Genomic DNA, 25,111 nt, shown 5'->3' on the forward strand with positions numbered 1-25,111 from the left:
TTCGCGCTCTGTGCTCGCGCATGCCCGGAGGCGTAGCTTAAGTGCATGGAGCGAACGGGGTGCGTTGTTGTGGGCGGAGGGCCGGCAGGCATGATGCTGGGCCTGCTGCTGGCCAGGGCGGGGGTCGAGGTCACGGTCCTGGAGAAGCACGGCGACTTCCTCCGCGATTTCCGCGGCGACACCGTGCATGCCTCCACAATCAGGCTGATTGACGAACTCGGCCTGGGCGACGGATTCCGCGAGCTTCCGCAGAGCCGGCTGAACAACGTCGCCTTTCCCATCCCCGGCGTGGGGCTGGTCACCCTGGGCGATTTCGCGTCCTTGAAGCCCCCCTACAACTACATCGCCATGATGCCGCAGTGGGACTTCCTGAACTTCCTGGCCACCGAAGCCGCGCGCGAACCCACGTTCACTCTGCTGATGGAGCATGAAGCCACGTCGTTAATGTTCGACGGCGGTCGTGTCACCGGCGTCCGCTACCGGACTCGCGGGGATGGCGAAGGCACAGGTGCGGAAGGTGCGCTGCACGCTGACCTCGTGGTGGCCACGGACGGGCGGCACTCTGTGCTGCGCCGGGCTGCTGGCCTGCAGTCAAAGGAGTATCCCGTTCCCTTCGACACCTGGTGGTTCAAGCTCCCGCGCCACGCTTCGGAAAAAGGCGCCGTGGCCGGCATCGTTCCGGCATTCCGGGGCCGTGAAGCCATGATCGCGCTGTTCCGGGACGACTACTACCAAATGGGGTACCTCGGCCCCAAGGGAACAGATGCGCGGATCCGCTCCGAGGGAGTGGAACGGTTCAGGGAACGCGTCGCGGCCCTGCGTCCCGACCTGGCGGACCGGGTGGACTCGATCCGATCAATTGATGATCTTCACTGGCTGGATGTGCGCCTGGACCGGTTGCGGCGCTGGTATGTGGACGGACTGCTGTGCATCGGCGACGCCGCCCATGCCATGTCGCCGGCGGGCGGCGTGGGCATCAACCTGGCCATCCAGGATGCCGTGGCCGCAGCCGCGCGGCTGGCGCCGGCCCTCCTCCGGGGCCAGGTATCCGTGAAGGATCTCGCTGCGGTGCAACGGCGGCGTCTCATGCCCACGGTTGTTGTCCAGGCCGTGCAGCGCATCATGCACCGGGCCGTGTTCGTTCCATTGTTCGCCGGAAGGAGGACCGGTGCTCCGCCGATCCTGCTGTTTTTTGTCCGGCATGCCCCGGTGGTCAGGCGCATCATGCCTCGGCTCGTTGCCTTCGGCCCCCTGCCCGAGCATGCGCCCGGATTTGCCCGCCGCGCTCAGCCGCGGGAGACGACGTAGTCGATCAGGCCCTTCACCGTGGCCACGGTGTTGTAGTCGCGTTCAGGGATGTCCACGCCGGTGGATTCGTCGATGGTCTCCACGAGCCTCAGGAAATCCAGCGAATCCAGTTCCAGGTCCTGCCGCAGCCGGGAATTTTCGTCGAGGGCGGCAAGGTCCACGTCCGGCGCAACCTGTCCGATGGCCGAGTGCACGGCCTGCCGTGCGTCCTGCTCGTTCATAGCTCCTCCGGTTTTTGCAGCAGTTCATCGATGCGGGCCAGGAAGCGGGCGCCCCGGAGCCCGTCGCTGACCCGGTGGTCGGCGGACAGGGTGGCGGTAACAGCGGCCCGGACACCCAGCATGCCGTCGTGGGCCCAGGGCTGCTCCATCACCTTGCCCAGGCCCACCATGGCCACCTGCGGCGGATAGATGACGCCGTAAACGGCCTCTACTCCGAGATCGCCCAGATTTGTGACAGTGATGGTTGGGTCCGCCATTTCGGAGCGCTGCAGCCGTCCGGCACGCGCCCGGCTGACCAGGTCCCGCAGCTTCTGCATCAGCACGTCAACGGCCAGGGTATCGGCGTCGTGGATGGCGGGTGCTACGAGGCCGCCATGTCGCAATGCCACGGCAACGCCGAGGTGCACGGAGCTGCTCGGCCGGAACACCCCGTCGGTGAAGAAACCATTAACTTCCGGAACCTCCCGGGCGGCCCGGGCCGTTGCCTTCAACAAAAGGGCCGAGGGAACCAGCCGCGAGGCCACCGGCCGCTGTTGGTTTGCCAGCAGCATCCAGGCGATGGCGGCACGCAGGTCCAGCGTGGTGCTGAGGTAGTAGTGCGGGATGGTCTTCTTGGACCGGGTCATCAGCGATCCGACGGCCCGCCGAAGGCTGGACAGGCGGTCCTGCGCTTCCGACGGCGGCGCCTCCTCGGCGGGAGCCGCTCCCTCCGCGGGCAGCGCCTCTTCGGCGGGCAACGCTTTCCCCGCGGGCAGCGCCTCTTCGGCGGGAGCGGGCGTCCCGCGCCCACGCACGGCACGCTGGATGTCCCCCTCCGTGACGGCGCCGTCCGGTCCCGTCCCGGGCACAGTGCCGATGTCGATGCCGAGCTGGTCCGCCAGCCGCCGGGCCCGCGGAGAGGATCGTATCCGGCCGCCCGCCGGCGGAGCTCCCTCAGCCCCGAGACCCGGCGGAGCCGTTGCACCAGGCGGAGCCGGTCCGGGCCGCGCCGGTCCGGGCCGTGCCGCCGCAGCGCGTTCGACGTCGGCGCGGGTGACTGCACCGTGCTTTCCCGTTCCGCGGATCCCGGACGTATCCACCCCGAGCTGGTGCGCCAGGTGCCGGACCGGGGGAGGAACCTGCGCCTGTTGGCTCGGGGGCTGATGTCCTGCGTGACCGGCGTCGTCGTCGGGGGTCTGGGTGATCCGGGCCAGCGGAGTGCCGATCGGAACGGTGGTGCCGACGTCCACCAGGAGCTCGGCCACCACGCCCTCTTCGAAGGACTCCACGTCCATCACGGTCTTGTCCGTGTCCACCACGGCCACCACATCGCCGCGGTGCACGAAGTCGCCGGGCTTGACCAGCCACTCCACCATCTTGCCGTGTTCCATGTCCGCGCCCAGGGACGGCATCCTGAAATCACCCACGGGCGCCTACCGCCTCGCGAACCGCAGCGACAATTCGTTCCGCCGTGGGCAGCGCCGCCAGTTCCAGGTGTTTGGCATACGGCAGCGGTACTTCGGCGCTGCACACGCGGCCCACGGGGGCGTCCAGGTCGAAGAAGGCATTTTCGGTGATTCGTGCACTCAGTTCCGCGGAGATACTGCCGCTCCGCCAGCCTTCGTCCACCACAACGGCACGGTGGGTTTTCGCCACGCTGCCCAGGATGGCGGCGTCGTCGAGCGGGCGCAGCACGCGCAAATCGAGCACCTCGGCGTTGATGCCGTCGCCCGCCAGCTGAGCGGCGGCGTCGAGCACTACCGGCAGGGTTCCGCCGTAGGTGATGAGCGAAATGTCCTGGCCGGGACGGCGGACCGCTGCCGTGCTGATATCCACGGGGCCGGCGTCGTCAGCGAGGTCCCCGGCCACGTTATACAGGGTGCCGTGCTCGAAGATGAGTACCGGATCAGGGTCCTCCAGCGCCGTCCACAGCATTCCGCGGGCATCCTCGAGGGTTGCAGGGGTGAGAATCCGCAGGCCCGGGATGTGCGCGTACCACCCCTCCAGGCTGTGGGAGTGCTGGGCACCGAGCTGCCGGCCGGCACCCGTTGTCATCCGGATGACAAGCGGCACGTTGAACTGGCCGCCGGACATGTGCAGCAGGGTGGCCGCGTTGTTTACCAGCTGGTCCAGCGCCAGCAGGCTGAAATTGACGGTCATGATCTCCACGATGGGCCGCATCCCGCCCAGTGCCGCTCCGATCCCTGCGCCCACGAAGCCGGATTCGGACAGCGGAGTGTCCCTGATCCGTTCCGGACCGAACTCCTCGAACAGGCCAAGGCTCACGGCGAAGCACCCGCCGTACGCGCCAACATCCTCCCCCATGAGGAACACCCGCTCGTCGCGCTGGAGGGCATCCCTGATGGCTGCCCGCATGGCCTCGCGGTAGGTGGTCTTCATTGCGGGCTCCGCTCGCTGTAGACGAACCGGGTCAGATCCTCCACCGGCTCCAGCGTGCCTGCCTCGGCAAATTCCACCGCGGCCTTCACTTCGGCCTCCACGTCCTGCTGGATGGATTTCCAGTCCTTGTCCGACAGCTGCCCGGCAGCTTCCAACGCCTTCCGTAGCTTGTCGATCGGATCGCGCTCCATCCAGCGCGAGACCTCCGCCTTGTCCCGGTACCGTTCGGGATCGAACATGGAGTGGGCCCTGAAACGGTACGTCCGGAGCTCGAGGAAATGCGGCCCGCCGCCTGCCCGGACGGCATCCACCGCGCGCCGGGCAGTTTCTTCGACGGCGAGCACATCCATCCCGTCCGCGGACCACGAGGCGATCTCGTAGCCGGCCGCCTTGAGGGCGATGTCGGTCTGCGATTCGGAGCGGGCCAGCGCCGTTCCCATGGCGTACAGGTTGTTCTCGCAGCAGAACAGGACGGGCAGTTGCCAGAGTGCTGCAAGGTTCAGGCTTTCGTGGAATTCACCCTCGGCCACGGCGCCTTCGCCGAAGAAGCAGGCCGTCACCCGGGAGCGCCCGGACATCTTGTCCGCCAGTGCCAGGCCCACAGCCAGCGGCAGCCCGCCCGCCACGATCGCGTTGCCGCCATAGAAGCGGGTGGCGGCGTCGAACAGGTGCATGGAGCCGCCGCGGCCCCGGCAGCAGCCCTCCACGTAACCGTACATTTCGGCCAGGATGGCTCCCGCCGGCACGCCGCGCAACAGCGCGTGGCCGTGTTCGCGGTACGTTGCCACCACGGCGTCATCCGGACCCAGGGTGCTCATCACCCCGGCGGCCACCGCTTCCTCACCGATGTAGACGTGCAGGAATCCGCGGATCTTGGCCGCGCTGTAGAGCTCCACACACTGCTCCTCGAGCCGCCGTACCCGCAGCATCTGGTGGAGGAGGTGCCGCGTATGGTCGGAGTCCCCGCTTCCCGTTCCCCGCGCTGATGTGCCGGTCATTCGGGCGCTCCAGGGCGGGGGCCGGCCGGTGACTCGATGGTTGACGTGTCACCCTCGGGGAGGCCGAGTTCACGGGCCTTCAGGAGCCGCCGGAGGATCTTGCCGCTCCGGGTCCTGGGCAGGCCATCGGTGAAATCGAGCAGCCTGGGAGCCACTGCGGCCCCCAGCCGTTTGCGGGCAAAACCGATGATGTCCAGCTTGAGCGCCTCCGACGGCTGCCAGCCGGTGCGAAGCTCCACGAAAGCCTTGACCACCTCGCCGGCAACGGGATCCGGGACGCCTATTACCCCGGCCTCGGCTACGGCTTCGTGCTCCATCAGCGAACTCTCCACCTCAAACGGGCCGATCAGGTGCCCGGAGGACTTGATGACGTCGTCGCCCCGGCCGACAAACCAGAAGTATCCGTCGGCGTCCGTTTTCGCGAGGTCGCCGGTGAGGTACCAGCCGCCGGCGAAACAGCGCCGGTAACGCTCGTCTTCGTGGAGGTAGCCGCGGAACATGGAAGGCCAGCCCGGCCGGAGGGCCAATTCGCCCACCGCCTCCGGTTCGGTCAGCAGCACGGCCTCGCCGTTCCGGAGCACCGCATTGCCGTCCTGGTCCCGGGCCACGATCGCGGCCTCCACGCCGGGCAGGGGCCGGCCCATGGAGCCGGGCCGGATCTCCATGGCGGCGTAGTTCGAGATCATGATGCCGCCGGTCTCTGTCTGCCACCAGTTGTCATGGACGGGCTGGCCGAAGGCTTCCTGGCCCCACACAACCACTTCGGGGTTGAGCGGCTCGCCCACGCTGGCCACAAACCGCAGGGCGGACAGGTCGTGGCCTGCATCACGGCGGTGCCCGGCACCGGCCTTCATCAGCATGCGCAGGGCGGTGGGGGCTGTGTACCAGACGGTGACGTGCTGCTCGGCGAGGATCCGGTACCACCTGTCCGCGTCCATTTCCTCTTCGTCCACAATGGTGGTCACGCCGTGGGTGAGGGGAGCGATCACGCCGTAGGAAGTGCCGGTGACCCAGCCGGGATCCGCCGTACACCAGTAGACGTCCTCCGGGTGCAGGTCCAGCGCAAAGAAGCCGGTGGCGCGGTGGGCGGTGACGGCGTCGTGCACATGGATGGCCCCTTTGGGGGTGCCGGTGGTGCCGCTGGTGAAGTGCAGCAGGGCCATTTCTTCGGCGCGGGTTGAGGCGGTTTCCCGCGGCCGGGCGTCGCGCATCAGCTCGGCCAGGTCAAGGGTTCCCGGGTCCGGCCTGCCTTCGGCATCGATCAGCAGGATGTGTTCCAGCTCCGGCAGCTCGTCGCGGATCTGGGCAACCTTCCGCCGGTACAGCGCACGCGTGGTGACCAGGGCGCGGCCAGCCCCCAGGTGCAGGCGTTGACGGACGGGTTCCGGGCCGAAGGCGGAAAACAGAGGGCAGAACACGCTGGCGTTCTTGAGCGTTCCCAGAACCGCGACATATAACTCCGGGCTGCGGCCCATGAGCGAAAAGACGCGTTCCCCGCGGCCGATACCCAGACCGTGCAGGACGCCGGCGAACCGTCCGGTCTGTTCTGCCAGCTCTGCGTAGGTCAAAGAATGCGCGGTGCCGTCGGCGCGGATGAAACGCAGGGCTTCGTGGCCTGCCCGTTCGGTGGAGGCGTGGCGGTCAACGGCCTCATAAGCAATGTTGACGCCGCCGTCGGGCAATCCGGAGAGTGCGCGCCGCGCCTCGTCCCAGGAAAAGGCGGCGCGGCCGGTATCGTAGTCCACCATGTTCGGGCGGACGGCGAGGCCGCGGATGTCCTTGGGAATTGCGGGCCAGCGGGTGGATGGAGCGGTTCCGGCCGTCATGATTCAATCGGACTCCTCGCCGGGAAACATTCATAGAGTAGAAAGTCCCGTGGCGCTCGCGGGCTGGTTCTCCCGCCCGTTCCCCCCGGCGGCGGGGACGACGTCACACACTGCGGAGCCACTAAACTGGACCCCATGACTGCCACCAGTTTCCCTGCAGCTGACGCTGCCGCCGCCCGTGCCCGACTGCTTGAACTCATCAAGGAACTCGCCGTTGTGCGAGGCAAGGTGATCCTGTCCAGCGGAGCCGAGGCCGACTACTACATCGACCTCCGCCGCATCACTTTGCACCACGAGGCATCCAAGCTGGTAGGCCAGGTCATGCTCTCGCTGATTGACGACGCCGGCATCGACTTTGAGTGCGCAGGCGGGCTCACCATGGGCGCCGATCCTGTGGGCACCGCCGTGATGCACGCCGCCGGGGACGCCGGCCGGACGGTGGACGCTTTTGTTGTCCGCAAGGCGCAGAAGTCCTACGGCATGGGCCGTCAGGTGGAAGGTCCTTCGGTGGAGGGCCGCAAGGTGCTGGTGCTCGAGGACACGTCCACCACGGGCGGCTCCGCGCTCACCGCCGTCGAGGGTGTCCGTAAGGCCGGCGGCAACGTTGTGGCTGTCGCGGTGATCGTGGACCGTGACACCGGCGCCAAGGAAAAGATCGAAGCGGAGACCGGTGTTCCGTACCTGTTCGCTTTCGGCAAGGACGAGCTTGGCCTGAACTAGCTTGGCCTGATCTAACGGGGCAGGTACCGGCGGGGGCCGGCAACCGGCAGGGACGGCACGATTCAGCCGGAAGCTAACCCCGCTTGGATGGCTGCGAGGCGTGACCCTACAATTTGTGTAGTTCAAATTCAAGTCACGCTCCTGGAGAGAACGCGCCATGCCTCCGTTGAACCCAGCTCCCACCACCGTCGACCAAATCCAGAACCTCATTCTGGAGAGCGCCGATTTCGAGGACTTCCTCAACGAACTGGCGCGCTTTTCCGCGCACCAGATGGCGGGCGACGGCGACGACGCACTCTGCGGCATCACCCTGCTCCGGGACCGCAAGGCCGCCACCATCGGCTGGAGCAGCGATTCCGCGCGCGAGGTGGACGAGATCCAGTACAGGCTGTCGCAGGGACCCTGCCTGACCGCGGCGCAGGAGGAACGGGAAGTCCACGTCCCGGACCTCTTCGACGAGGACCGGTGGGGTCCCGACTACGCCAACGCCGTGGCCTCGCACGGGCTGCGTTCGGTGCTGTCGCTTCCCTTCAGCCTGCAGGGGGAAGCCAAGGCGGCTCTGAACCTCTACTCCGATGTCCCGCGCAAGTTCGACGAAAAAGCGGCGGCCCGCGCCAGGGAATACACCCGCGAAATCTCGCAGGCGCTCCGCCTGGCCGTCAGGTTCTCGTTGCACACGGACAGTGCCACCAACCTCCGTGCCACGCTGGAATCCCGGACCACCATCGACATTGCCGTGGGCATCGTGATGGCGCAGAACCGCTGCAGCCAGGAGGCGGCAGTGCAAATCCTGACCGACGCGTCCAGCAACAGCAACGTCAAGCTGCGGGACATCGCCAAGTCGCTGGTGGATTCTGTTGGCGGGGCAGGCACCCGCACGCACTTCGAGGAGCCGGGACATGGTCAGGACCGCGGCCAGGACCGCACTGACGTCCGAAGCCAGAACCGCCGCGAAGGCCGAAGCCAGGCCGGGTAGCGGAACCGGGCAAACCGCAGGCTTGTGGTGCCGCCCTGCGGAGGATACGCTGTGCAAGGTTGAGCCGTCGGCCATAGACACCCTTTTTTGGAGTACCTATGGACCGCAAACTTCATGCCCTCGTTAAGCTGGACGTCACCGCCGATATTGTTCGGATCGATGTCCGGGGCAGCCTCAACCAGGATTCCCGACCCGCCCTGGTGCACGTCATCCGCCGCATCCGCCGCATGGGCATCACCGCCCACATCCGCGTGGACCTCTCCCAGGCCGCCTTCGTGGAGTCGCCCGCCCTCGTGGGGCTGCGCAACGACCTCAACGCGATCGACGGCGGCGCCGGCGACGGCGGCCTTTCGGCTGCATCAGGCGTTTCACTCGAATTCATGCCGCGGCCGGCGGGCTCGGCTGCTGACGCCGGCGCGGGCTTGAAAACCATTGAAATAACCGGGGAGTTTGCGGCCTCCATCGACCCTTCGGGATGCGGGCCCCTGGCCCAGTACTCCGACGACGAACTCCTGGCAGCCAGCGACTCAGTCTTCGGACTGCTGGATGATCCTGCCGCGATCGCCGGCACGGAACTGCTGGCGCAGTACGACGCCATCGGGATGGAGATCTCCCGGCGGAAGAGTGTTGAAGCCGTCCGGAAGGACTCAACGGACGCCCTGCCGGCACTTCCGGCCGAGCCCGTAATCTAGCTGGTTTCGCGGGTTTCATATCCGGCTTCCGCTGTGGCTACGGTAGAGGTGTGCCGTATGTCCAGGAGCCACCACAGCCTGAGGGCGGCCCCGGATCAGCCGAGGGCCGCCTCCTCAAGCATGCCGCCGAACTCAAGAGATTTTCCCGGCGAAACTTCCTGATCGGAGCCGGTGCGGCCTCCCTGCTGGCCACCGACATGTTCTTCACCCGGCACGTCCAGGCGGAGCGCCGCACCAACAAGATCCTGACCATGAGTGATGACTTCGCGGAGAGCTACTACCCGAACGCCAGCTGGATCCTGTTTCCCGGCTACAAAACCAGCTGGGAGGAGGCGCAGTGGATCCTTGGCTCCCTGCGCGGTGCCCTGAACCAGCGCGGCCAGCTGGCCGCCGTCGGCTATTCCAACCAGGGGTTGGACATTGACCAGATCGTGATCGCGGTGATTGAACACGTTCGCGCTAAGCAGCTGACCAGCCTGTATTTTTACGGCCACAGCTTCGGCGGCATGGTGGCAACGCAGGTTGCTGCCCGCCTGCGCGAACTGCACGGCGTGGAAGTGGAATTCATCCTGTTGGACTCCAGCCCGTACAGCAAGTTCGATGTCCTGGACCAGAGCTGGTTCGAAGGCGTGGTGGTGCTTTACGAGGGCGGATTCCGGGTTCCTACCGTGCTGCGCGGCGGGTACGAGTTGGGCGAGCGCATCGTGCACAAGGACGAACGGTCCTGGCGCCAGGTGGTGGACCAGAGCATGGAGCAGTTGTCACCGATTGCCCCGTCCAGCGTGCTGATCCAGTCCGAGTCCGCCTACATCTACCACTTTGACGCCACCCGGTTCGCCGGCAAGCTGGGCGGAACAAGGATGGCCTTCATCGGCAACCCCCGTGACGGCACCGTGAATTACCAGACGGCCCGCGAGTCGTGGGCGCGGACGTTCGCAGCCAACATGGTGTCCAACGACCGCCGGACCGACGACGCCCTGCCGGCGCACGCCAGCCCGCAGTGGAACCCGTTCGTTTACCGGCCGATCCTGCAGGACCTCCAGGATGAGATCTTCCCGCTGCCTTCCGGCGGGCCCAGGATGACCGTTTATTAGCCTGCGGGCCGGGCCGGCGCTAGCCTGCGGGCCGGTCCGGCGCTAGATCTGGCTCTTGAGGTCAGCCACCGAGTTCAGGATCTGGTTGGGCCGGAACGGGTAGGCGGCGATGTCGTCCTTGTGCGTGATCCCGCTGAGGACCAGCACCGTGTGCAGTCCCGCCTCCATGCCGGCGATGATGTCGGTGTCCATCCGGTCGCCGATCATGGCGGTGGTTTCGGAGTGTGCATCGATCTGGTTCATGGCCGAGCGGAACATCATGGGGTTCGGTTTGCCCACAATGTAGGGCTCCCGGCCGGTGGCCTTGGTAATCAGGGCCGCGATGGCGCCGGTGGCGGGCATGGGGCCGTCCTTGGACGGGCCGGTGGCATCCGGGTTGGTCGCGATGAACCGGGCACCGGCAAGGATCAGCCGGATGGCCATGGTGATGGCCTCGAAGGAGTAGGTTCGCGTTTCGCCGAGCACCACAAAGTCCGGGTTCTGGTCCGTGAGGATGAAGCCGGCCTCATGCAGCGCCGTCGTGAGTCCCGCTTCGCCGATGGTGTAGGCGCGGTTCCCGGACTCGGATCCGCGCACCTGGTCCTTCAGGAACTGGGCGGTGGCCAGGGCGGAGGTCCAGATGTTCTCCTCGGGGATCTCCAGTCCGGAGCTCTTCAGCCGGGCGGCCAGGTCGCGGGGCGTGAAGATGGAGTTGTTCGTGAGCACCAGGAAGCGCTTGGAGGTGTCCACCCAGCGCTGGATCAGTTCCGCTGCCCCGGGGATCGGCTGGTTTTCGTGGACCAGGACGCCGTCCATGTCGGTGAGCCAGCACTCGATCTCCTGGCCGCTCCGGTAAACCGCTGCCGATGAACGTACTTCGTCTGACTCTGCCATGCTGATCCTCCAACGCTGATGGGCCGGTTCCGGCTCCCAGTCTGTCATTTTTCGGGCGGCGGAACATCCGGGGGCCGAAGAATGACGGACCCGGCCGCGGCGTCCCCGGGCTCTCCTTTCCGTTAGGCTCGTAGCTGGCACCAGCGTGCCAGCGGCCGCGGATCGGGGGATATCTGCGGCGGTTTGTTGTGCCGGCATGGGCCGGCAGGTCCCCGCAGCCGCACATCGCCAGGCATCCGGGGAACCACAGGATGCCTGCAAGCACCTGAAAGGGCCCACCATGAGCAACAACCACAGCGCACCGCCGCCGCTCCACCCGCAGCAGCCCTACCCCACACAGAGTTTTCCGCCGCCGCAGCAGCCGCAGCCGCCGCGCAACAACAAGAACCTGATCATTGTGCTGGGTGCCATCGCCGCCGCCGTGATCATTGCCCTGATCGCCGTGTTCGTTTGGGTCATTCCGGCGTTCAGCAAACCGCAGGCAGAGGACAGCCCGGCACCAGTCGAGCCCTCGGCAGCCGCATCTTCGGCAGCGGCGGAGGAGAGCGCTGCTCCCGAGGCATCCGCCGCACCGTCCGAGGATTCAGGCTCGGACGACATGCCGGCCGGGGCGTTCCCGCTTCCCCAGGGATGGGACGAACTGCAGGGACCGGCAAACGTTCCGGCCGCCGACGACCCGCTCTTCAAGCGCTTTGTCACCGGGGAATCCTCCTTCACCTACCTGGGTTCGTGGAGCAGCGACGAAACCTTCGGGATCACCACGGACCCGGCCACCGGCGCCCCCATGCAGCAAGTCGCCAAGGGCACTGAAGAGCGTGACGGTGACGGCATCTCCACGGCCTTCGCCTTCTTCGCCGAAGCAGAGGAGGGGAAGTACGGCAAGGAGCCCGCAAAGGTTCAAGCAGCCATCAAGGACATTGAGGCAAAGCTCAAAGCCATCCCCGCCGCTGAACTGCCGCAGCACCTCGTAGGCCACAAGTGCGCCAGCAATTTTGCGGCGACAGCACCGGAAATCCGGGAGTTCCGCCGCGCGGCGGCCGTCGTCGTCGGCTTCACCTGCACCAACGCCGGGGGTGACGCCATCCGGGCTGTCAACCTGTTTACCGTGACTCCGTGGGGCACGCCGCAGATGATGGGCGTCAGCGGACACGAAAGCTATTGGCGCGCCAACCCGGAGTTGCTGGAGAAAATCGGCAACTCCTACCGCGCCAACCGCTGGAAGCTGGACGGCTAAGCCGCGGCTAAAGTTGAAGCGTGACTGACCCCGAGACCCCAGCCCAGCCCGTCCTCCCTCACGGTTCCCGCCCAGGGGAGGAAGCGGAGCCCAAGGCGGAGGTCGGCGTCGGGCCCTGGGAAGGTGAGCTTCCCCAAGGCGAGCACTGGGATCCGGACCTCCTGGCCGACGGGGACCGCCGCAATGTGGTGGACAAATACCGCTACTGGAAGCATGAAGCCATCGTGGCGGATCTGGATTCCAAGCGCCACGAGTTCCACATCGCCATCGAAAACTGGCAGCACGACCTCAACATCGGCACCGTGGTGCGCACCGCCAATGCGTTCCTCGCCAAGGAGGTCCACATCATCGGACGACGCCGGTGGAACCGACGCGGGGCCATGGTCACCGACCGCTACCAGCACGTCCGCCACCACCCCACCGTGGAGGACTTCGTGGCGTGGGCGCAGGGGGAGGGGCTCGCCATCATCGGCATCGACATCTTCCCCGATTCCGTGCCGCTGGAAACCTACGACCTGCCAAAAAACTGCGTCCTGGTGTTCGGCCAGGAAGGTCCCGGTCTGACTCCGGAAGTGCACGCCGCCGCCCTGGACACGCTCTCGATCGAACAGTTCGGCTCCACCCGGTCCATCAATGCGGCGTCCGCGGCGGCCATCGCTATGCACGCCTGGATCCGCCGGCACGTGTTCAGCCAGCAGGTCTGAACCTCTGCCGAGATGACAGATCGCGGCAGTCGAAGGGCCTGGAAGTGCCGCGAAGTGCCACCTCGACGCAGCGGTCCCGGTGCAAACTGTTACCCGGCCAGTGACCCGAAACACTGCCCCCGCGCAGAAATGGCTAGGATGGGTGCTAGCCGACGAGGTTCACTCCAGGGTCAACACAACCCGTAGACGAAATTCACTTTAGGAGTCAGCATGCCCATTGCAACCCCAGAGATCTACTCCGAGATGATCGACCGCGCAAAGGCGGGCGGCTTCGCTTTCCCTGCCGTCAACGTCACGTCCTCGCAGACGCTGAACGCGGCCCTCCGTGGCTTCGCCGAAGCAGAGTCTGACGGTATCGTCCAGGTTTCCACCGGCGGTGCGGCCTACTGGTCCGGCGCGTCCACCAAGGACATGGTTGCCGGTTCCCTGGGCTTCGCGGCGTTCGCCCGTGAAGTGGCCAAGAACTACGGCGTGAACATCGCGCTGCACACCGACCACTGCCCCAAGGACAAGCTGGACGGCTTCGTCCTGCCGCTGCTGGCAGCTTCCGAGGCCGAGGTCAAAGCCGGACGCAACCCGATCTTCAACTCGCACATGTGGGACGGCTCCGCCGAGACCCTCCAGGAAAACCTGCGCATCGCCCGCGAATTGCTGGCGCGCACCGCGGCCGCCAAGATGATCCTCGAGGTCGAAATCGGTACGGTCGGCGGCGAAGAAGACGGCGTCGAGAACGAGATCAACGAGAAGCTGTACACCACGGTGGAAGACGCCCTGGCCACCATCGATGCCCTCGGCGCCGGCGAGAACGGCCGCTACATCACCGCCCTGACCTTCGGTAACGTGCACGGCGTCTACAAGCCCGGCGGCGTGAAGCTGCGCCCGGAGATCCTCAAGGACATCCAGGCCCAGGTGGGTGCGAAGATCGGCAAGGACAGCCCGTTCGACCTCGTCTTCCACGGCGGCTCCGGCTCCTCGGACCAGGAAATCGCGGACGCCGTTTCCTTCGGCACCATCAAGATGAACATCGACACCGACACCCAGTACGCCTACACGCGTCCCGTGGCGGACCACATGTTCAAGAACTACGACGGCGTGCTGAAGGTTGACGGCGAGGTCGGCAACAAGAAGACCTACGACCCGCGCGTCTGGGGTGCCTCCGCTGAAGCCGGACTGGCCGCCCGCGTGGTTGAGGCAACCAAGCAGCTCGGCTCGGCCGGAAAGACGTTCTAATCATGTCCGACGAGTTCCGCAGGAACCTGATGGGCCCGGAGCCCACACTCCTGCCCGCGGAGCCTGAGATCTACCAGCACCTGGCCCTCGGCCAGGAGGCACTGGATCTCGTGGCGAAGCACCCCACCTCCTCGCTCCTCTGGGCCATCCTGGCCGAGGAAGCCTGGAATGATGGCCGGATTGTCGATTCGTACGCCTATGCCCGGGTTGGCTACCACCGGGGCCTCGATTCGCTGCGGCGCAACGGCTGGCGCGGAGTGGGGCCCATCCCGTGGGAGCACGAGCCCAACCGCGGCTTCCTGCGCGCCTTGTACTCCCTGGGCCGTGCAGCGTCCGCCATCGGCGAGGCAGAGGAACCGGAGCGCATTGAGAAGTTCCTCAATGACTCCGATCCCACTGCCAAGGCAGCCATCGGCGAAAACCTCAACTGAATTAACGACGGCGGCTCCCCACCTTTCCGGGTGGGGAGCCGCCGTCGTTGTTGGTTCAGGCTGTTAGTTCACCTTCGTGAGGCCTGTGCGGGCCATGGCGTCAGCGTACACAACGTGCATTTCGTCGAGGTACTGCTGCTGGCGTGCCTCGGTGCCGGCGAACGCGCGGCCGCTCAGCGAACGGACCTTGTAGGTCTTCAGTCCGCGGCGCCAGATCATCGGAACTTCGGTTTTCAGCAGCAGCTGGGCCAGGCGGTTGGCCTCGGTGCCGTGGGCCACGATCACGGAGGCGCGGGGCACCAAGGCAAGGAACTTCAGCAGCGGCTTGAGGCCTGCCGAAATCTGGTCCGGGGTGAACTTGCCGTTGGGCTCGCCGGGGATGTGCCACGGGTGGACGTTCCAGGGCATCACGAATTCGGGGCGGAGGCCCAGCTTCCACTGCACGCCGAGCATGCGGGTGGCTGCTTCGCTGTCGCCGGCGGTGATGAAACCGGACTCATCGGCGGTGCCGATGTTGGAGTACAGGCTGATGATGCGGCACTCGTCGACGTCGTGCATCGGATCCACGTACGGGACCACGGTGTCCGGCTTGAGGCTCTGGAAGGTGTCGCACAGCTCATTGACAGCTGCGACGTTGGGTTCGTAACGGCGGCTCAGAAGCTGCTCGCGGAATGATTCAGTAGCCAGGGCTGTCATATATTGCTGGGTCTCCTGCGGGATCGGTGACGCTGCCACACCGAAAGCAGGCATGCCAATTACCGGGCACGCCAGTTACGGTGTGGTTTGAAAATGTGGTGAGTGGACCGATTCCTGATCGATCTTTATCAGTCTATCAAGCCCAGCGAAATGCCGGGCCTGCCGGCAGCGGCAGGCCCGGCATCCCGGACCGGGAAGTGAGGGAAAACTCGCTAAGCCGTCACCACAGCTGCTTCGTGGCGCGGCGGGCGCCTTCGCCCAAAGACTCCAGCTTGGCCAGGGCGATCTGCGGGTGGACGCGGCCGCCCAGCCCGCAGTCAGTGGACGCGATGACGTTCTCACGGCCCACCAGGTCAGCGAACCTGACGAACCTGTCCGCTACGAGGTCGGGGTGCTCCACAACGTTGGTGGCGTGCGAGACGACGCCCGGGATGATGACCTTGCCCTCGGGGAGCCTGGTGTCTTCCCCAGACCGGCCATTCATGTTCGTGGCGGACACTGGCGGCTTCGAAGCAGTAGGCGCCGGCGTTGACCTGCAGCACTGACCCGATGATGTCCGCGAACGGGATGTCGGTCCCACCTTTCGGCCAGGGAAGGATCGTCCAGCCCGCCTCCAGTCAGCTTTTGTTGAGTTTATTGACAGGACTCGTTGAGCTTGGTTGGCTGTTGTCACGGACCGCGATGGGGGACATGGCGGCCAGCCGCATCAACGCACTCGAAAGAGGTTTCGCCCGTGAGAAAAAACCTGTCGACTTTCAGGACCCTTGCCGTTTCCGGTGCCCTGGCTCTGGCCGTCGTGGCGGCGCCTGTTCCGCTGGCCAATGCCGTTGGCGAAGGACCCAACTATGACGGCAACGGCCAGATCACCACTTCGAAGCTGGCCACTTACGAAGAAATGGTCTCCTTCCTCAAGGACCAGGACGCGCGCCAGTCCGCGATGGAGCTGGAAGTCATAGGTCAGACGGTCAAGGGCCGGGACATCCACCTGGTGAAGTACATCTCGGACCCGGCCAAGCCCACCATCCTTTACCTGACGCAGCAGCACGGCAACGAGCAGCTCACCACCGAAGGCGCCCTCGAATTCGTGAGGCATCTGGGCACGGGCAAATCGGAGGACATCCTTGACGGGGTGAACATCCTGATCGTCCCCATGCTCAATTCGGACGGGGCCATGGGGGACGTTAATTTCCCGCTGGATGACTACCAGGCCAAGGGCGACCGCAACCTCACCCGCTACAACGCCGAGGGGGTGGACCTGAACCGCGACCACGTAGCCAAGGTCCAGCCCGAGACCCGGGCTCTGCATGACAACGTGATGCGCAAGTACAACATCGATTACATGATCGACCTGCACCACCAGGGGACCCGCAGCGAACGCGACGGGGAGCTGGTGTCCGGCTCGATTCTGTACCCCACCACCCCCAATGCCGATCCGGCGGTGGTTGAGAAGTCCAAGCAGCTGGGGGCCGTGGTGTTCGACAATGTGGACTCCACGGGCTGGGGCCACCTCGGCAAGTACGTGGGCGGCAGCGCCGAGACCATCAGCCGCAACGGCATCGCCGTGGAGTACGGGATAGCCACCCTGCTCTTTGAAATGCGGGGCATGTCTGACCATTACCTGGACGGCTACGCCCTCGGCCTCCGCAGCAACGGCTACCTGATCAAGCAGACGGTGACCACGCTGACATCCACTGCGGCTGCCATCGCTGACGGATCAATCGCCGACGCCGACACCTCCTTCTGGGACACCCTTGACACCCAGACCTCCCGCCCGGGCGAGGAGGCCGACGACGAGTAGAGGCGCCTTCGTCAGGCCGCCGCGGTCCTTTACTCCGTGCGAAGGGCCGCGGCGGGCCATCAACGGGGCAAAGGCCGTCATCGGCTAAACTTGGGTGGTAAGAGCCCCGGAACTCTTGCGTCGCTGCGCTGCCCCGCGGACCAGCGAAGGCCGGTACGTTCGGGGCATTCTCATGAACGGCGCTGTCCCTTGGCGGATCACTTTGGTGAACCGGCTGCGGTCCAGCCCGAACGAATGGGGGAGGATCCCATGCCAGCAATCGTGATCGTCGGAGCCCAGTGGGGCGACGAAGGCAAAGGTAAAGCCACTGACCTGCTTGGCGGCCGCGTCGACTACGTGGTCAAGCCGAACGGCGGCAACAACGCCGGGCACACCGTCGTCGTAGGCGGTGAGAAGTATGAGCTCAAGCTCCTTCCTGCCGGCATCCTGAGCCCGAACGCTGTTCCGATCATCGGTAACGGCTGCGTGGTGAACCTCGAAGCCCTGTTCCAGGAGATCGACGGTCTCGAGGCCCGCGGCGCGGACACCTCCAAGCTGCGCGTCTCCGCCAACGCGCACCTCGTGGCGCCCTACCACCAGGTGCTGGACAAGGTCACCGAGCGGTTCCTCGGCAGCCGCGCCATCGGCACCACCGGCCGCGGCATCGGCCCGGCTTACATGGACAAGGTGGCCCGTCTCGGCATCCGCGTCCAGGACGTCTTTGACGAGTCCATCCTCCGCCAGAAGGTTGAAGGCTCGCTGCGCCAGAAGAACGAACTCCTCGTCAAGGTGTACAACCGCCGTGACATCGAGGTGGAGGAGATCGTCAGCTACTTCCTCTCCTTCGCCGAACGCCTGCGCCCGCTGGTCATCGACAGCACCTTCGTGCTGAACAAGGCATTGGACGAGGGCAAGGTGGTCCTCATGGAGGGCGGCCAGGCCACGTTCCTCGATGTGGACCACGGCACCTACCCGTTCGTGACGTCCTCGAACCCGACCGCCGGCGGCGCTTCGGTGGGCTCCGGCATCGGCCCCACCCGGATCTCCCGTTCGATCGGCATCATCAAGGCGTACACCACGCGTGTAGGCGCCGGCCCGTTCCCCACCGAGCTGTTCGATGAGATGGGCATGTACCTGCAGAAGACGGGCGGCGAGTTCGGCGTCAACACCGGCCGGCCCCGCCGCTGCGGCTGGTACGACGCCGTGCTGGCGCGCCACGCCTCACGCGTCAACGGTTTCACGGACTACTTCGTCACCAAACTGGACGTGCTCACCGGCATCGAGCAGATCCCGGTCTGCGTGGCCTACGACGTGGACGGCGTCCGGCACGATGAAATGCCCATGACGCAGACCGAGTTCCACCACGCCAAGCCCATCTTCGAATACTTCGAGGGCTGGACCGAGGACATCACCGGTGCGCGGACCCTGGAGGACCTCCCGGAGAACGCACGCAACTACGTCCTTGCCCTCGAGAAGCTGTCCGGGACGCGCTTCTCGGCGATCGGCGTCGGCCCGGACCGCGACCAGACCATTGTGGTCAACGATTTGATCCTGGACTGAAAACTGACTGACGCTCACTGACGTCCGACGGCGGCGGGTCACCCGGAAAGGTGGCCCGCCGCCGTCGTCGTTATAGTGATTACCGGCTACCCGGCGGACTGCTTGTTGCGGATCTCGAGTAGGTGCTGCTGCAGTTTCGCTTCGGCATCCCGCCGCCTGCGGGCCTGCTCGCGCATGGCCCGGGTCGCGGCGGAACCCTGGGGATTGATCAGTCCGGTCACATGTTTGGGGGTCGCTGCCGGACCGGCGGCAGGGACGGCCATCACTTCCTCGCTCATGCCGGTATCCTGACACCCCCGACCGTCCCGCGTAACCCCCGGCGCCGGAGCGTTACAGGATCGGGACCTGCAGGGCCGCCGGGAAGTTGATACGTAGTGGCACCCATGTTGCAGGTGGTACCGGGTGTGAACCGGGTACCGGCCACTCGTGACCGGCGCGTCGGTGCTCCTTATGTTGGAGTCACCGGCGCATCGCCTGGAGTGGGGCTCCCACAGGGCAGTCGTCGGACCGCTAACGGGAGGGATGGACATCATGGGTCTCAGCTTGAAGTCACAAAAGTACAAGTCCGGTCCCGCGTCAGGGCTACCGGACCGGGCCGAAGCGCCGGATCAGGGGCCGCGCCGGTACCGTGCCCGGATCAACCGGGCACCGGTCCTTGACCGCATGCGGGTGCAGGAGCTTGCCGGGGGTGTCCACTCCCAGAGCCGGCTTATTGAATTCCTGAACCTCTTTTTGGTCCTGCTCCCGTCCAGGGTCAACAACGTGGTTTCTGCCCTGGACAGCGGAGACGTTGAGGCTGCAAGTGCCGCAACCCAAAGCCTGGCGTCGTCGGCTGCCATGGCGGGGGCCTCCCGACTCGAGCTGGTTGCCTGGCTCGTGGACAGCGACCTCCGTACTGACCGGCTGGATCGGGCACGTGAAACGGGCCGGCGCCTTGGCCCGGACGCCGCCGAGCTGGCATCAGCCCTGTCCCGCCTGCTGACGGGCCGCTGACGGCAACCCGGAGATTCCCGGAACTTTGGTGCCGCTCGCGCTGCGGAATCTATTCGAAGCGTGTAGCCGTCACCGCCGTGCTGCTGCGGATGAGACTGAATGTCGCGATGACCGCTCCGAGAGCCAGAAGCAGGCTGATGCCCAGGGCCATGAAGTAACCGGGCGACGGCCAGGTCACCCGGTAGGTGTCGTCAATGAACGTCACCATTAGCCAGGCCACGAGGAACCCCAGGCCGACCGAGAGAAGCAGAACGGTCAGGAGCGGGACCGCTGCTTCACGGGTGATGATCCGGCGCAGGACAGACACCGGCATCCCCATCAGCCGCATCAGGCCGAGGACTCTCTTCCGGTCCAGGATGGCAGACGCGGTGGCGACGGCCAGGGACAGGCCGGCTATTGCGATCGCGACAAACATGCCGAGGTATGCGAGCACAGCCAGGCCCTGAATCAGGCGCGTGGTGGACTGCAAGTTGAGGTCCAATGGGGAGTTGGCCGGGATGGCCGTGATGCCTGAACCGTTCAATGCCGTCCGGGCACGGTCCATGGCCTCGGGGGTCCCGTCGGTGCCGAGCACAATCACGATCGGCACCATTTCGTCCAGGCTGGCGGAGGGCGCCGGGTTTAGGGCAAGTGGGTGCGTCGTCCAGAGGAACGACGTATCAACGGCGACGGTCTCTTCAGCTGGAATGTCTTTGAAGCCGAGGCCGGGAGCGTCCTCGGCATGAAGGTAGATCTCAGGGCCGGCATCCCTTTCGGAGAGGGCTGCCGGGCCGTAGCCGACGACGGCGTTCCGGATTCCCGGCAGTTCCTTCGCCTGGCGTGCGGCGTCGGCGACCTGAGCAGGGGTACTTCCGGCGCTCACGGTCGCGTGGAGGCTGGTGGGCTGGAGCAGACCGGGCCGAGTGGCAGGTGCCTCAGTTGATTCGATGATGCTGGATCCCCCAGCGAACACGGACACGACGAACACGGCAATCACCAGACCTGATACGGAACGGAAGGTCGCCACCGGGGTTTTTTGGATCCGGCTGGCGGCAATGACTCCTGCCGCGCTCCGTGCCTGGCGCAGCCCCATCCGGCTCACCAGCCGGGTAAGCCACGGGCCGATGGCTACGATGCCGACGAGGATCAGCACGAAGCCGCCGATAAGGAGCGGTGATTCCAACCACGGCAGCCGCACCCCCATTACGCGGATAATAAGTACAGCCGTGATCATGGCGGCCAAACCGGCCAGCAAGGGAACGCTCCGCCACATGGTGGGTGTCTTTTCGTGCACCGCCCTCGTCACGCCCAAGGGGCCAGTGCCTGCATGGGCCGTGCGGTGCGCGGCGACCAGTGCCGAGGCCGTGACCACCACGGCGACGACGGCGGCGGCCGACGCCGGGCCGGTGGCCAGATCCGCGGCGAACATCCGGGTGCCGTTGACCGGTATCTGTGCGGCAGCCGGCCTCAGCACGAGGGCCAGCACGACGCCGAGCACTGCCCCGATCAGGCTGGGGACAGCGGTTTCGACGGCGGCGATCCTGGAGATCACCTGCGGGGATGCGCCAATGAGTCGCAGGGTGGCGAAGCGTTCCCTGCGCTGGGCAGCACCCAGGCCGGTGACAATGCTGATCAGCAGCAGAACAGGGAAGAACACCGCAATGGCCCCGATGGACAGCACCGTGTTGTAGGCGGCCGCGCTGCCACCATAAGGGTTGGTCGTGAAGCCTGACACCAGGAAAGCCCTGCCGTTCTGGCGGAGTTCGGTTTCCGTTGCTCCCGTGACGACGATCAGGGAATCAGGTCCGGGCAAGGCAGCATCGTCAATCGTGCCGGCAAACGTCCCGAAACGGTCGCCAAGCTCGTTCCGGGGAGTCGCCTCGATCAGACGCTGCAGCGCCGGGGACGCATAGTAGCGGCCCGGTGCCGGAGGGCTGCCGATCCCGGGGATCTTGACGGTGGTCGGGTCCAGGGCCGCGACGTCGCGGCGGTTGATCAGCCGGTCGCGGAAGACCTCCACCGGGTTGGCCTCCATGAGCACCGTGTCCGCGGTAAGCGGCACCGGCATCGCCGGCCCCGAAGCGGTCGGATCGGCCGTCAGGGGCGCGGCCACGGAGGGCAAGCCGGTTTCGCGCAGCCAGGCGCCGCGGTCATCACGTGCGCTAAGCCCGTTGGCGCCGCCCCACAGCAACAACAGCAGGCATACTCCGACAGCGACTCCTCCGGCGATTCCGCCGAGCCTGCCATAGGAGGAGCGACTGCCGACGACTGCCAGTTTGAGCAATGCGGGATTCACGCTGTCACCCTGTATCCGGCCCCAAGTCCGCCGTCGCGCACGATGACTTCCCGGTCCGCATAAGCGGCGGTGCGGGCATCGTGGGTGATCATCACCACGGTGGTGCCCGCTTCGCGGACAAGCTCGAGCAAAAGAGTCAGCACATTTTCGGATGCGAGGGAATCCAGCGAACCCGTGGGCTCATCGGCGAACAACACGGCAGGGGATGCCACCAGGGCACGGGCAACGGCGACGCGCTGGGCCTGGCCTCCGGACAGTTCACCAGGCAGCTTGGTGCCCATCCCGTTCAGACCGAGGCGTTCCAGCAGTTCCGTGGACCGGCGCAGCGCCTCCGGCCGCCTGGTCCCGGCCAGCAGGAGCGGGAGGCTGACGTTGTCCGCCGCCGTGAGCTCCGGCAGTAGTTGGCCGAACTGAAACACGAACCCGAAATCGGTCAGCCGCAGCCGTGCGCGTTTCGGCTCCCCAAGTGCACTGGTCTCCATCGGTGACCGACCGGCGGGACGGTAGGTCACCGAACCGCCGTCGGGGACAAGAACACCGGCCAGGCAGTGCAGCAGCGTGGATTTGCCAGACCCCGAGGGACCCATGACGGCGAGCACTTCGCCGCGCTGGACGTCGAGGTCGATTCCGCGCAGGGCCTTGGTCTGCCCGAAGGAGTGGTGCAGGCCGCGGGCACTGAGAACAGATGACGTGGTGCTAATCGTGCTCATGCGTTCTGGAGCTCCTTCTTGAGTTGGGTCAGGCGGGCGCCCGTGAGGTCGATCCAGCGCAGATCGGCTTCGATGTGGAACAGGCCGTGGTCGCACATCAGGACCTGCATCAGGTCCGCGTCCTTTTTCAGGCGGGTCAGTTCACGCATGCGGGTCATGTGTTCGCTGCGCTGTACATCGAGCAGCCGTTCGGCGTCGTCGTCGAGCAGTAAAGCGATCACGGTCTTGGCAAACAGGTTGCTTTGGAGGGACTCCGAGGGAACGTCGGGCGTGAACAGCCACTCGTGGACCTTGACCTGGCCGGCGGAAGTGATTTCGTACTTCTTGCGGTCCGGTCCGGAACCGGTCTCCCCGCCCAAGGCGCGGATCAGTTCGTCACGAACCATTCGGGCGAGGGTGGAATATACCTGGCCGAAAGCCAAGGCCTTCCCGGTTCCGAAGTAGCGGTCGTAGGAATGCTTGAGATCGTAGCCGTAGCTGGGCTGGCGGCTGAGGAGGCCCAGCAAGGCGAGGGAGTTGTTCACACCCCATCTATACACTGAGTGCATACTGTGATGCCAGCTTCCGATGTGGCAGATCCGGCCGTGTCGCGGGCCCGTTATTCCGCCCGGATCCAGCCCCTGATCCGGTACCGGAACGGCCCTGAAAAACTTTCTTAAAAGTTTTTTGGATTCCGCGTAACCCTCAACCGTGCCGTGGCGATTACCACTATGAAAGCGCCGGGTTCGAAGTTGTCCCCCATCAGGTTCGAGCCTGGCGCTTGACTGCAAAAAGAGAGCCGGGCTGGAACTGTCCCCCATCATGTTCCAGCCCGGCCCTTTTTTGTCCGAAGCCGGTTCAGCAGACAGCTGGCCCAGGAGTGTGCGGTCTCTGACGGCTTTTTCCCTTGGTTACCAGGGGTAAAGTTATGGAGAGGGTTCCACCCCAGCCGCCACATGATGGCCATACAATGATGTAGCCATCCCCCTTGAACGAAAGCCACACGTTCGTGACCGAAGCACTGACCGACGATGCATTGCGGGCCCTTAAGGGCCGCGACGGCGAGTTGTTCAATCTGGTCTATCGGAGCTATGCGTCGCAGGTGCTGGGCTACCTGACCGCCCGTGGCGTCGAGGACCCGGAGGCCACCATGCAGGATGTCTTCCTGGCGGTGCTGCCCCGTATAGAAACCCTCAGCGGCGGTGCCAGCGGACTGCGCACCTTCCTGTTCTCGGTGGCCCATGCGCGGATGGTGGACGATCACCGGAGGCAAAGCCGGACGCCGCCGAAACAACCCTTCGAACCGGAGTTTGACCGGCGGGAATCGGCTTCGGCGGAAGCCGCGGCCATGTTGCTGGTGGCGCCGAGGGAAGTGCTGGCACTGCTTGACATTCTGGGAGAGGACCAAAAAGAGGTCCTTACCCTGCGGATCATTGCAGATCTCACCGTGGAGCAGGTGGCCGAAATCATGGGGAAAAGCGCCGGGGCCGTTAAACAGCTTCAGCGACGTGCTTTGGACAGACTCCGTGAACATTCGGCCGTAAAGGACTACGTAGCGCCATGACAACCAGGGATGACTCTTCTGGTGGAACCGTTGACCGGCTTCTGCTCGACGCCGGCCACGCGGACGTGCCCGAGCTCAGGGCCGCGCTCCTGTCCATAGCCGCACTGGCGCAGATGCAGGTTCCTGCTCCCGGTCCTGAACTTGCGGCCATGCTGGCCGGACCGCGGGATGAGCTGACCAAGAAGCGTTGGCTGCGCCAGTACCGTCCGGCAATCGTGGGCCTGGCAGTCCTTGCCGGCATGGGCCTCGGGGTCAGCGGTGTCGCCGCCACCAGCCAGGTATCGGAGGGCGGCTCCGGGCTTTGGTCCATCCAGGACCTGACCACGGACTGGACCCCGGACTGGACGCTTCCCCTTGCGCCGGCAGGTTCGGACCAGGACGGACGGCCGGCGTGGGTTTCGCCGCTGTTCCTGCAGCTGGACGAGGCTCTTTCTTCAGCCGATGACCAGGCTGCCGGCCCGGATACCCTCCCGGCCGGTCCAGGCAACGCCAACGGCCAGGCTTCGACGACAGCACCGGACGCGCAGGTACTTCCGACGGCAAAGGGACACGACGGGGCACCCGGAGCCGCTTCAGGCAACGGCAAAACGGGCAGGCCGGACGCTGAAACCTCCGGCGCGGGCAGGTCCGAATCGGCGCCGGAGGAGCTGTCCGGAACGGACTCCGCGGATCAGCCCGGCGAATCCTCCGACCAGGCCACTCCGTCGCCGGAAGAAAACAGCGCCGAGGACCGCGGGCAGAAGAGCCGGAAGAATGACGAATCCGGCACGGGCCTGCTCGACTCCACTGTGGATTCCGTTGTCGAACCCGTCAACAGCTGGCTCAGGAAGTTCCGGCCGTAGCCCGGGCCGCCCTCATGCTGCGCTTCTGC

At 65.8% G+C, this 25,111-nt stretch carries 25 protein-coding genes and 1 pseudogene; 14 read left to right on the forward strand and 12 right to left on the reverse strand.

Annotated elements, in window-relative coordinates; all coding sequences use genetic code 11:
* The first annotated feature begins 45 nt into the window (after positions 1-45).
* On the forward strand, positions 46-1,308 hold the full coding sequence (locus WMN78_RS20960) for an FAD-dependent oxidoreductase (protein ID WP_340535669.1): 1,263 nt from the start codon (positions 46-48) through the stop codon (positions 1,306-1,308).
* Here the strand turns inward: WMN78_RS20960 and WMN78_RS20965 are convergent.
* Genes WMN78_RS20965 through acsA form a run of 5 tightly spaced genes read right to left on the reverse strand, consistent with a single transcriptional unit; the run spans position 1,287 to position 6,732 of the window.
* A complete protein-coding gene (locus WMN78_RS20965) occupies positions 1,287-1,529 on the reverse strand; it encodes an acyl carrier protein (protein ID WP_340535670.1) in 243 nt (80 codons plus the stop codon). The genes WMN78_RS20960 and WMN78_RS20965 overlap by 22 nt on opposite strands.
* Positions 1,526-2,935, reverse strand: coding sequence for a dihydrolipoamide acetyltransferase family protein (locus WMN78_RS20970; protein ID WP_340535671.1), 1,410 nt, complete (start codon positions 2,933-2,935; stop codon positions 1,526-1,528). The genes WMN78_RS20965 and WMN78_RS20970 overlap by 4 nt, the downstream gene beginning before the upstream one ends.
* A complete protein-coding gene (locus WMN78_RS20975) occupies positions 2,928-3,908 on the reverse strand; it encodes an alpha-ketoacid dehydrogenase subunit beta (RefSeq protein WP_340535672.1) in 981 nt (326 codons plus the stop codon). The genes WMN78_RS20970 and WMN78_RS20975 overlap by 8 nt, the downstream gene beginning before the upstream one ends.
* Positions 3,905-4,906 (reverse strand): pyruvate dehydrogenase (acetyl-transferring) E1 component subunit alpha, encoded by a 1,002-nt coding sequence (gene pdhA / locus WMN78_RS20980; RefSeq protein ID WP_340535673.1) that lies wholly within the window; start codon positions 4,904-4,906, stop codon positions 3,905-3,907. The genes WMN78_RS20975 and pdhA overlap by 4 nt, the downstream gene beginning before the upstream one ends.
* Positions 4,903-6,732 (reverse strand): acetate--CoA ligase, encoded by a 1,830-nt coding sequence (gene acsA / locus WMN78_RS20985; protein WP_340535674.1) that lies wholly within the window; start codon positions 6,730-6,732, stop codon positions 4,903-4,905. Before acsA ends, pdhA begins: the two co-directional genes overlap by 4 nt.
* Positions 6,733-6,867: 135 nt before the next feature.
* Between acsA and pyrE the strand changes: the two genes are divergently transcribed.
* From pyrE to WMN78_RS21005, 4 genes are all read left to right on the forward strand, one after another.
* Positions 6,868-7,452 (forward strand): orotate phosphoribosyltransferase, encoded by a 585-nt coding sequence (pyrE, locus tag WMN78_RS20990; RefSeq protein WP_340535675.1) that lies wholly within the window; start codon positions 6,868-6,870, stop codon positions 7,450-7,452.
* 157 nt (positions 7,453-7,609) lie between these two features.
* A complete protein-coding gene (locus WMN78_RS20995; protein WP_340535676.1) occupies positions 7,610-8,428 on the forward strand; it encodes a GAF and ANTAR domain-containing protein in 819 nt (272 codons plus the stop codon).
* Between the two features lie 98 nt (positions 8,429-8,526).
* Positions 8,527-9,120 carry a hypothetical protein gene (locus tag WMN78_RS21000; RefSeq protein WP_340535677.1) on the forward strand — a complete coding sequence of 198 codons (594 nt, stop codon included), beginning with the start codon at positions 8,527-8,529 and terminating at the stop codon, positions 9,118-9,120.
* Positions 9,121-9,170: 50 nt separating this feature from the next.
* Entirely contained in the window at positions 9,171-10,214 is a 1,044-nt protein-coding gene (locus WMN78_RS21005; protein ID WP_340535678.1) for a thioesterase domain-containing protein, read from the forward strand.
* 42 nt (positions 10,215-10,256) lie between these two features.
* Here the strand turns inward: WMN78_RS21005 and WMN78_RS21010 are convergent, their stop codons facing one another.
* The gene (locus WMN78_RS21010; protein ID WP_340535679.1) at positions 10,257-11,087 is read right to left on the reverse strand and encodes an HAD-IIA family hydrolase; all 831 of its coding nucleotides are present in this window, start codon (positions 11,085-11,087) and stop codon (positions 10,257-10,259) included.
* A 280-nt stretch (positions 11,088-11,367) separates the two neighbouring features.
* Here WMN78_RS21010 and WMN78_RS21015 point away from each other — a divergent pair, with 280 nt between their 5' ends.
* The 4 genes from WMN78_RS21015 (at position 11,368) to WMN78_RS21030 (ending at position 14,686) form a co-directional block, all read left to right on the forward strand.
* Positions 11,368-12,321 (forward strand): hypothetical protein, encoded by a 954-nt coding sequence (locus tag WMN78_RS21015; RefSeq protein ID WP_340535680.1) that lies wholly within the window; start codon positions 11,368-11,370, stop codon positions 12,319-12,321.
* 20 nt (positions 12,322-12,341) lie between these two features.
* Positions 12,342-13,025: a TrmH family RNA methyltransferase gene (locus WMN78_RS21020; protein WP_340535681.1), complete on the forward strand. Its 684-nt coding sequence runs from the start codon at positions 12,342-12,344 to the stop codon at positions 13,023-13,025.
* A gap of 210 nt (positions 13,026-13,235) precedes the next feature.
* Complete coding sequence (gene fbaA / locus WMN78_RS21025) at positions 13,236-14,255, forward strand: class II fructose-bisphosphate aldolase (protein ID WP_340535682.1); 1,020 nt, start codon at positions 13,236-13,238, stop codon at positions 14,253-14,255.
* Positions 14,256-14,257: 2 nt separating this feature from the next.
* The gene (locus WMN78_RS21030; protein WP_340535683.1) at positions 14,258-14,686 is read left to right on the forward strand and encodes a DUF3151 domain-containing protein; all 429 of its coding nucleotides are present in this window, start codon (positions 14,258-14,260) and stop codon (positions 14,684-14,686) included.
* 63 nt (positions 14,687-14,749) lie between these two features.
* Here WMN78_RS21030 and WMN78_RS21035 read toward each other — a convergent pair whose 3' ends face one another.
* Both WMN78_RS21035 and WMN78_RS21040 read right to left on the reverse strand, forming a co-directional pair.
* Positions 14,750-15,382: a uracil-DNA glycosylase gene (locus tag WMN78_RS21035; protein ID WP_340535709.1), complete on the reverse strand. Its 633-nt coding sequence runs from the start codon at positions 15,380-15,382 to the stop codon at positions 14,750-14,752.
* Between the two features lie 220 nt (positions 15,383-15,602).
* Positions 15,603-15,957: pseudogene (locus tag WMN78_RS21040) on the reverse strand (epoxyalkane--coenzyme M transferase); the annotation flags it as partial.
* Positions 15,958-16,115: 158 nt separating this feature from the next.
* Here WMN78_RS21040 and WMN78_RS21045 point away from each other — a divergent pair.
* Positions 16,116-17,180, forward strand: coding sequence for a M14 family zinc carboxypeptidase (locus WMN78_RS21045; RefSeq protein ID WP_340535684.1), 1,065 nt, complete (start codon positions 16,116-16,118; stop codon positions 17,178-17,180).
* Between the two features lie 249 nt (positions 17,181-17,429).
* Entirely contained in the window at positions 17,430-18,719 is a 1,290-nt protein-coding gene (locus tag WMN78_RS21050) for an adenylosuccinate synthase (RefSeq protein WP_317781021.1), read from the forward strand.
* Positions 18,720-18,805: 86 nt separating this feature from the next.
* Here WMN78_RS21050 and WMN78_RS21055 read toward each other — a convergent pair whose 3' ends face one another.
* Positions 18,806-18,997, reverse strand: coding sequence for a hypothetical protein (locus tag WMN78_RS21055; RefSeq protein WP_340535685.1), 192 nt, complete (start codon positions 18,995-18,997; stop codon positions 18,806-18,808).
* Positions 18,998-19,250: 253 nt separating this feature from the next.
* On the opposite strand from WMN78_RS21055, the gene WMN78_RS21060 reads away from it, so the two are divergent.
* A complete protein-coding gene (locus tag WMN78_RS21060; protein WP_340535686.1) occupies positions 19,251-19,712 on the forward strand; it encodes an Hpt domain-containing protein in 462 nt (153 codons plus the stop codon).
* Between the two features lie 49 nt (positions 19,713-19,761).
* Here WMN78_RS21060 and WMN78_RS21065 read toward each other — a convergent pair whose 3' ends face one another.
* The 3 genes from WMN78_RS21065 to WMN78_RS21075 are packed head-to-tail and all read right to left on the reverse strand — an operon-like array spanning position 19,762 to position 23,221.
* Positions 19,762-21,987, reverse strand: a complete 2,226-nt coding sequence (locus WMN78_RS21065; protein ID WP_340535687.1) for an ABC transporter permease — start codon at positions 21,985-21,987, stop codon at positions 19,762-19,764.
* Positions 21,984-22,697 carry an ABC transporter ATP-binding protein gene (locus tag WMN78_RS21070; protein ID WP_340535688.1) on the reverse strand — a complete coding sequence of 238 codons (714 nt, stop codon included), beginning with the start codon at positions 22,695-22,697 and terminating at the stop codon, positions 21,984-21,986. The genes WMN78_RS21065 and WMN78_RS21070 overlap by 4 nt, the downstream gene beginning before the upstream one ends.
* Positions 22,694-23,221 carry a PadR family transcriptional regulator gene (locus tag WMN78_RS21075; RefSeq protein WP_340535689.1) on the reverse strand — a complete coding sequence of 176 codons (528 nt, stop codon included), beginning with the start codon at positions 23,219-23,221 and terminating at the stop codon, positions 22,694-22,696. Before WMN78_RS21075 ends, WMN78_RS21070 begins: the two co-directional genes overlap by 4 nt.
* Before the next feature lie 464 nt (positions 23,222-23,685).
* Between WMN78_RS21075 and WMN78_RS21080 the strand changes: the two genes are divergently transcribed.
* Positions 23,686-24,240 (forward strand): sigma-70 family RNA polymerase sigma factor, encoded by a 555-nt coding sequence (locus tag WMN78_RS21080; protein ID WP_340535690.1) that lies wholly within the window; start codon positions 23,686-23,688, stop codon positions 24,238-24,240.
* Positions 24,237-25,082 carry a hypothetical protein gene (locus tag WMN78_RS21085; RefSeq protein ID WP_340535691.1) on the forward strand — a complete coding sequence of 282 codons (846 nt, stop codon included), beginning with the start codon at positions 24,237-24,239 and terminating at the stop codon, positions 25,080-25,082. Before WMN78_RS21080 ends, WMN78_RS21085 begins: the two co-directional genes overlap by 4 nt.
* Positions 25,083-25,111: the final 29 nt, after the last annotated feature.

Origin of the sequence: Arthrobacter oryzae (assembly GCF_037911235.1) — a bacterium.
GTDB lineage: Bacteria > Actinomycetota > Actinomycetes > Actinomycetales > Micrococcaceae > Arthrobacter > Arthrobacter oryzae_E.

What these genes read in the sequence shown, in the direction of transcription:
- WMN78_RS20960 (WP_340535669.1), top strand. Translation starts at nt 46, where the DNA reads ATGGAGCGAACGGGGTGCGTTGTTGTGGGCGGAGGGCCGGCAGGCATG.
- WMN78_RS20965 (WP_340535670.1), bottom strand. Translation starts at nt 1,529, where the DNA reads ATGAACGAGCAGGACGCACGGCAGGCCGTGCACTCGGCCATCGGACAG.
- WMN78_RS20975 (WP_340535672.1), bottom strand. Translation starts at nt 3,908, where the DNA reads ATGAAGACCACCTACCGCGAGGCCATGCGGGCAGCCATCAGGGATGCC.
- pdhA (WP_340535673.1), bottom strand. Translation starts at nt 4,906, where the DNA reads ATGACCGGCACATCAGCGCGGGGAACGGGAAGCGGGGACTCCGACCAT.
- acsA (WP_340535674.1), bottom strand. Translation starts at nt 6,732, where the DNA reads ATGACGGCCGGAACCGCTCCATCCACCCGCTGGCCCGCAATTCCCAAG.
- pyrE (WP_340535675.1), top strand. Translation starts at nt 6,868, where the DNA reads ATGACTGCCACCAGTTTCCCTGCAGCTGACGCTGCCGCCGCCCGTGCC.
- WMN78_RS20995 (WP_340535676.1), top strand. Translation starts at nt 7,610, where the DNA reads ATGCCTCCGTTGAACCCAGCTCCCACCACCGTCGACCAAATCCAGAAC.
- WMN78_RS21000 (WP_340535677.1), top strand. Translation starts at nt 8,527, where the DNA reads ATGGACCGCAAACTTCATGCCCTCGTTAAGCTGGACGTCACCGCCGAT.
- WMN78_RS21010 (WP_340535679.1), bottom strand. Translation starts at nt 11,087, where the DNA reads ATGGCAGAGTCAGACGAAGTACGTTCATCGGCAGCGGTTTACCGGAGC.
- WMN78_RS21015 (WP_340535680.1), top strand. Translation starts at nt 11,368, where the DNA reads ATGAGCAACAACCACAGCGCACCGCCGCCGCTCCACCCGCAGCAGCCC.
- fbaA (WP_340535682.1), top strand. Translation starts at nt 13,236, where the DNA reads ATGCCCATTGCAACCCCAGAGATCTACTCCGAGATGATCGACCGCGCA.
- WMN78_RS21030 (WP_340535683.1), top strand. Translation starts at nt 14,258, where the DNA reads ATGTCCGACGAGTTCCGCAGGAACCTGATGGGCCCGGAGCCCACACTC.
- WMN78_RS21035 (WP_340535709.1), bottom strand. Translation starts at nt 15,382, where the DNA reads ATGACAGCCCTGGCTACTGAATCATTCCGCGAGCAGCTTCTGAGCCGC.
- WMN78_RS21050 (WP_317781021.1), top strand. Translation starts at nt 17,430, where the DNA reads ATGCCAGCAATCGTGATCGTCGGAGCCCAGTGGGGCGACGAAGGCAAA.
- WMN78_RS21055 (WP_340535685.1), bottom strand. Translation starts at nt 18,997, where the DNA reads ATGAGCGAGGAAGTGATGGCCGTCCCTGCCGCCGGTCCGGCAGCGACC.
- WMN78_RS21060 (WP_340535686.1), top strand. Translation starts at nt 19,251, where the DNA reads ATGGGTCTCAGCTTGAAGTCACAAAAGTACAAGTCCGGTCCCGCGTCA.
- WMN78_RS21070 (WP_340535688.1), bottom strand. Translation starts at nt 22,697, where the DNA reads ATGAGCACGATTAGCACCACGTCATCTGTTCTCAGTGCCCGCGGCCTG.
- WMN78_RS21085 (WP_340535691.1), top strand. Translation starts at nt 24,237, where the DNA reads ATGACAACCAGGGATGACTCTTCTGGTGGAACCGTTGACCGGCTTCTG.